Origin of the sequence: Pseudomonas sp. NBRC 111133 (assembly GCF_001320605.1) — a bacterium.
Taxonomy (GTDB): domain Bacteria; phylum Pseudomonadota; class Gammaproteobacteria; order Pseudomonadales; family Pseudomonadaceae; genus Aquipseudomonas; species Aquipseudomonas monteilii.
This window is the reverse complement of the sequence record NZ_BCBJ01000026.1, coordinates 96,271-102,447: the sequence shown is the minus strand read 5'-3', so window position 1 is coordinate 102,447 and position 6,177 is coordinate 96,271. Positions and strand designations below refer to the sequence as shown.

Genomic DNA, 6,177 nt, shown 5'->3' with positions numbered 1-6,177 from the left:
GGCATCGAGCACGGCGAGGAATATTGCCAGGGAATCGCTGGAAAAGGCCATTGTCAGTAAACCTGATCATGGTGGTGCAAGCATGGGGTGTGTATTTGAACATGCATTGTGGGTTTTGGGGTGTTTGGCGGGGTGTTTGCAGCGCCTGTGAGATCGAGCGCCGCCGCAAAACCCAAGGCAGGCACCTCTAGGCCTTCATCCCAATCTTACAGCCCCTCGCCCAGCACCCGGTCAATGCTGTCGACAAAGTAGTCCACGCTCGCCCGGGTGGTGCACATTGGCGGCTTGATCTTGAGAATGTTCAGGTAGTCGCCGGTGGGTTGCATGAAGATACCCAGCTCACGCAGGCGGTCGCACAGGGCCATGGTTTCTTCGGTGGCCGGCTCCAGCGTTTCGCGGTTACGCACCAGCTCCAGCCCCAGGTAAAAGCCCGAGCCATGCGCCGCACCCGCCAGCGGATGCTTGTCGACCAGCGCCTGCAGGCGGGCCTTGAAGTAGCGCCCGGTGTCGCGGGCGTTGTCCCACAGGCCTTCTTCCTGCATCACGTCCAGCACCGCCATGCCGATGCGGCAGCTGACCGGGCTGCCACCGGCCGAGGAGAAGAAGTAACCCTCGGCCTCCAGCGCTTCAGCGATTTCGCGGCGGGTGATGACCACGCCCAACGGCTGGCCGTTGCCCATGCCCTTGGCCATGGTGATGATGTCGGGCACCACGCCTTGCTCCTCGAAGCCCCAGAAGTATTCGCCCAAGCGGCCATAACCCACCTGCACTTCGTCGGCGATGCACACGCCGCCGCGGGCGCGGACCTTGGCGTAAGCGTCGCGCAGATAACCGGCCGGCAACGAAATGCCGCCAGCGTTGCCGTACACGGGCTCGCAGATGATGCCCGCCAGCTGGCGGCCACGGGCATCGAGGTCGGCCAGCTTGGCGTCGACGTCGCGCAGGTAGTCAGCCGCGCTGTCGCCACCGCGGAAACGGCCGCGGAAGGTGTTCGGCGCTTCGACCGGGTGTACCCAGTCCGGGCGGGTTTCCAGGGCTTGCGGGTTGTCGGCAATGGACGTGGAGATGGCGTCGGTGGCCACCGACCAGCCGTGGTAGGCCTCCAGCACGCTCAACAGGTCGCGCCCGCCGCTGTAGGCCCAGGCCAGGCGAATGGCCAGGTCATTGGCCTCGGTGCCGCTGTTGACCATGAACACCCGGTCGAAGCCCTCGGGCGCGAGGTCCAGCAGGCGTTCGGAGAACTCGGTGATGGCCGCGTAGTGGAAGCGCGAGTTGGTGTTCAGCAGCGACCACTGCCGCGCCGACTCGGCGACCATGCGCGGGTGGCCGTGGCCCAGTACCGCGACGTTGTTGAGCATGTCCAGGTACGAACGGCCCTGCATGTCGATCAGGTAGTTGCGCCAGCCGCGCTCGATGTGTGGCGGTTGCGCGTAGTAGTGCTTCTGCGAGCGGGCAAAGCTGGCGTCGCGGCGAGCCAGCAGGGCCTGTGGGTCGGGCAGCGGCTCGGCATCGCAGTCCAGGTCCAGCAGCGCGGCCGGCGACGGGCACAGGGCCAGCCAGGCGTCGGCGTGGGACGGGGTGGCGAAGAAGGGTGGCTGTAGGGCAAGGTCCAGGCACAGCTGTACGCTGAGGAAACCACAGCTATGGCCCAGCGACTGGCCTTTTTCCAGCGCCTGCCCATCGGCGGGTGCATCTTCCAGGCCCTGTAGCCACAAGGCCCAGTGCGCGGTTTGCAGGCAACCGCGCCCGTCGCCATGGCGCTGCCAGGTGCCAGCTTCGGGTGCCTTCACCTGGCTGCCGTTGGGCACATGCAGCTCAACGCCAAGGGCGCAGGTGGCGGGCTCTTCGGGCCGGTCGATATGGGTTTGCGACAGGCGATACTCCCCATGCAGGGTGCAGGCTGGGGCCGTTTGCGCGCTCAGCAGGTGCTGGTCGAAACCGGGTTGCTCCCAGTTACCCGCTTCACAATGGCGGCTGAGCACACCCAGGTCGACCCGCGTTACCTCCTGCCCGGCCAGGTCGGGGAGCAGGGGGGCACAACGGTCCAAGTCTGGAACGTCGATCTGCACGCCCGCCGCCTGCAGGATGGCGGCCTCCATCAGCGCGAAAGGCACGGCAGTGGCGGTGTCGAAGATTTCCCATTCATGGGCCACGTTGTCGCGGGTGTACTGGTTGCCGGGGTCCACGGCCAGTTGCTGCGCGCTGCTCAATACCAGTACAGCTGCCCGGTTGATCACCAGTGGCCACAGGGCTCGCAGTTCGGCCTCGGTCAGTGGGTTGAGCACCTGATAGGCGCTGATCGCCGGCAGGATGCGCAGCGGGTCGCCCTCGGCGTGGTGCAGCAATGCTGCGCAGGTCACTGACAAGTCGGCGATACGCCAGGTGCGTATCAGGTCACCGAAGTCGATCACCCCTTGCAGTTGCCACTGGCGCTCGCTGTCGCGGGCCCACACGGTGTTGTCGTCGGTGAGGTCCAGGTGCACGGCCTGGCTCGGCAGTCGATCAACCAGCTGCAGCAGGCGCTCGCTGGCCTGGCGGGTAGCCTGCTCGATGCGGGCGCGCTGGGCACTGTCTTGCAGCACCGGCAGCAGGTGATCGATCAGCGCTTCGGCATGTTGCGGGTCCCATTGCAGGGTGCGTACAAGCCCTGGGTGATCGAAGTCGGCCAGGGCCTTGTTCAGCTTCGCACAAAGCCCGCCCAGTTCAGCCACCAGGCGTGGCGGCATGTGCTTGAGGCGAGTCAACGGTTGGCCTTCGATGTAGTCGAGCAGGCGCAGGCGCAGGGGTTGCCCGTCGATGTCCAGTGCCACCAAGCCTTCGCCATTGCGCGCTGGGCGCACTGCCGGTACCGGCAAGCCCTGTTCGTGCAGGAAGGCCAGTGCGGCGTGCTGTGCTTCCAGTTCAAGCTGGGCATAGCTGCCGTGGCAGGCCTTCAGCACATAGCGGCCTTGTGGTGCCTCCACACGGAAGTTGAGGTCCTGCTGGCTACCCAGCGGCGTCAGGTCACCCTCCAGGCCATAGTGCGTCTGCAATACGGCGCGTGCCTGCGTTTCGCTGAGTGAAGGGCTGGGCAGGCCGGAACGGCTGATCAGCGTGGTCAGGGCAGGGGAGGCGGACGGGGGCTGTGGGCTGGACATGAGGCTCTACCGTTTCTGCTGGGAGTTGGCGGAAAAGAATTTATGCCCGAGCTGGCTGATGATGAAAGACGATTGTTGTCAGTAATTCTGATAATGGCGCCAAATTATGGAAATTTGAACTTTTGCTCGCGGGCATCGCTGCACGGGATGCCAGTGGTTGGGTGCCGTGTTCGCCTTAGCGGAAGGTGGTTTTGCCGACGGCGAAATGAGTGTCTTCTGTGGAAGCGGAGACTGCCTGCGTGAATTAACCGTTACAGCCTGTCAAAGCTGTATCGCTGATCTTCAGCGAGCAGCCGGGACTAGAGCCCAGCCAGAGCACCCGCAACGGAAAACACGCGGCAGGAGCGAGCGCAGCTCGCGATGCGCCGCGCGGGCGGCGCTCGATCTTGAGGGCGCTACAAGACTTAAGGCGAACCCACCTCAACCTCCAAAAACGCCGCCTCCAGCAACTGCCGCGTATACGGATGCTGTGGCGCATGAAAAATCGCCTGTGCATCCCCTTGCTCCACCACATGCCCATGCTTGATCACCATCAACTGGTGACTCAACGCCTTCACCACCGCCAGGTCATGGCTGATGAACAGGTAGGTCAGGTTGTACTTCTGCTGCAAATTACGCAGCAATTCCACCACCTGCCGTTGTACTGTGCGGTCCAGCGCGGAGGTGGGCTCATCCAGCAGTATCAGCGCGGGCTTCAACACCAACGCCCGGGCAATGGCTATGCGCTGGCGCTGCCCACCGGAAAACTCATGGGGATAGCGATGCCGTGTACGCGGGTCCAGCCCCACTTCCTCCAGCGCTGCGATTATCGCCGCTTCCTGCTCTTGCGCCGTACCAATGCCGTGAATGCGCAACCCTTCACCCACGATGTCCGCCACGCACATGCGCGGGCTCAGGCTGCCGAACGGGTCCTGAAACACCACCTGCATTTCCCGGCGTAGCGGCCGCACGGCCTTCTGGTTCAGCCCTTGCAAATTCTGCCCATGGAAGTGAATGCCACCCTGGCTGGAAATCAACCGCAGGATCGCCAAGCCGAGCGTCGACTTGCCCGACCCGGACTCGCCAACAATCCCTAGCGTCTGCCCTTGCGGCAGGCTGAAGTTGACCCCGTCCACCGCCTTCACATGGTCAACGGTGCGCCGCAGCAGCCCCTTCTTGATCGGGAACCACACCTTTAGGTCATCCACTTCAAGCAACGGCGCGCCCACCGGGTTGTGCGCAGGCAGCCCGCTGGGCTCGGCATTGATCAGCATCTGCGTGTAATGGTGCTGCGGAGCACTGAACAGCGTGGCGCATTCGGCCTGCTCGACAATCTGCCCGCGCTGCATCACGCAGACGCGGTGGGCGATGCGGCGTACCAGGTTCAGGTCATGGCTGATCAGCAACAGCGCCATGCCCAGGCGCGCCTGCAGGTCCTTGAGCAGGTCGAGGATCTTCAACTGCACGGTCACGTCCAGCGCTGTGGTCGGCTCATCCGCAATCAGCAACTCCGGCTCGTTGGCCAGCGCCATGGCAATCATCACCCGCTGGCGTTGCCCGCCCGACAGCTCGTGGGGCAGGGCCTTCAAACGCTTTTGTGGTTCGGGAATACCGACCAGTTCCAGCAACTCCAACGTGCGTGCCGTCGCTTCCTTGCCGGTCAGGCCCTTGTGTAGCAAAAGGATCTCGTTGATCTGTTTTTCGATACAGTGCAGCGGGTTGAGCGAGGTCATCGGCTCCTGGAAGATCATCGCAATGCGGTTGCCGCGAATGCGTTGCAGGGTCTTCTCGTTCTGCTGGAGCAGGTCTTTGCCTTCGTAGCGGATGCTGCCGCTGGGGTGGCGGGCCAAGGGGTAGGGCAGCAGGCGCAGGATCGAGTGCGCGGTGACGGACTTGCCCGAGCCACTTTCGCCCACCAGGGCCAAGGTCTCGCCCTTGCGGATGTCGAAGCTGATGCCGTCGACCACGCGGTTGACCTGGTCCCCGGTCACAAACTCAACGGCCAGGTCGCGCACTTCGATCAGGTTCTGTTCACTCATGTCACTTCCTCGGGTCGAAGGCATCGCGGGCGGATTCGCCGATGAACACCAGCAGGCTCAGCATCAGCGCCAGCACGGCAAAGGCGCTGATGCCCAGCCACGGCGCCTGCAGGTTGGACTTGCCCTGGGCCACCAGTTCGCCCAGCGATGGCGAACCGGCGGGCAGGCCGAAGCCGAGGAAGTCCAGGGCGGTGAGGGTGCCGATGGCCCCGGTGAGGATGAACGGCATGAAGGTCATGGTCGAGATCATGGCGTTGGGCAGGATGTGCCGGTACATGATCGCGCCGTTGCGCATGCCTAAGGCGCGGGCGGCGCGCACGTATTCCAGGTTGCGCCCGCGCAGGAACTCGGCGCGTACCACGTCCACCAGGCTCATCCACGAGAACAGCAGCATGATGCCCAACAACCACCAGAAATTGGGCTGCACGAAGCTCGCCAGGATGATCAACAGGTACAGCACTGGCAGGCCGGACCAGATCTCCAGAAAACGTTGCCCGGCCAGGTCGACCCAGCCGCCATAAAAGCCCTGCAAAGCGCCGGCAATGACGCCGACGATGGAGCTGGCCACGGTCAGGGTGAGGGCAAACAGCACCGAAATGCGGAAGCCGTAGATCACCCGCGCCAGTACGTCGCGGCCCTGGTCGTCGGTGCCCAGCCAGTTGTCCGCCGAGGGCGGTGCCGGCGCGGGCACGCGCAGGTCGTAGTTGATGCTCTGGTAGCTGAACGGGATGGGCGCCCACAGCACGAAGCTGTCTTTCTTTTCCAGCAGCTCGCGGATGTAGGGGCTCTTGTAGTTGGCTTCCAGCGGGAACTCGCCGCCGAAGGTGGTTTCCGGGTAGCGCTTGAACGCCGGGAAGTACCACTCGCCGTCGTAGCGCACGGCAATTGGCTTGTCGTTGGCGATCAGCTCGGCGCCCAGGCTCAGGCCGAACAGGATCAGGAACAGCCACAGCGACCACCAGCCACGGCGGTTGGCCTTGAAGCGCTCGAAGCGCCGGCGGTTGAGGGGGGACAAGGCCATG

At 64.1% G+C, this 6,177-nt stretch carries 3 protein-coding genes; all 3 read right to left on the bottom strand.

Going from position 1 to position 6,177, the window contains the following annotated elements; translation table 11 throughout:
- Positions 1-206 precede the first annotated feature (206 nt).
- Entirely contained in the window at positions 207-3,137 is a 2,931-nt protein-coding gene (locus APH36_RS05635) for an aminotransferase (RefSeq protein WP_060497830.1), read from the bottom strand.
- Between the two features lie 404 nt (positions 3,138-3,541).
- Positions 3,542-5,155 (bottom strand): ABC transporter ATP-binding protein, encoded by a 1,614-nt coding sequence (locus APH36_RS05630; protein WP_060497829.1) that lies wholly within the window; start codon positions 5,153-5,155, stop codon positions 3,542-3,544.
- A 1-nt stretch (position 5,156) separates the two neighbouring features.
- Positions 5,157-6,176: an ABC transporter permease gene (locus APH36_RS05625; protein ID WP_016711616.1), complete on the bottom strand. Its 1,020-nt coding sequence runs from the start codon at positions 6,174-6,176 to the stop codon at positions 5,157-5,159.
- Between the last annotated feature and the right edge of the window lies 1 nt (position 6,177).

Excerpts from the sequence above, each read along its gene's own strand:
- APH36_RS05635 (WP_060497830.1), bottom strand. The coding sequence starts at position 3,137 with ATGTCCAGCCCACAGCCCCCGTCCGCCTCCCCTGCCCTGACCACGCTG.
- APH36_RS05630 (WP_060497829.1), bottom strand. The coding sequence starts at position 5,155 with ATGAGTGAACAGAACCTGATCGAAGTGCGCGACCTGGCCGTTGAGTTT.
- APH36_RS05625 (WP_016711616.1), bottom strand. The coding sequence starts at position 6,176 with ATGGCCTTGTCCCCCCTCAACCGCCGGCGCTTCGAGCGCTTCAAGGCC.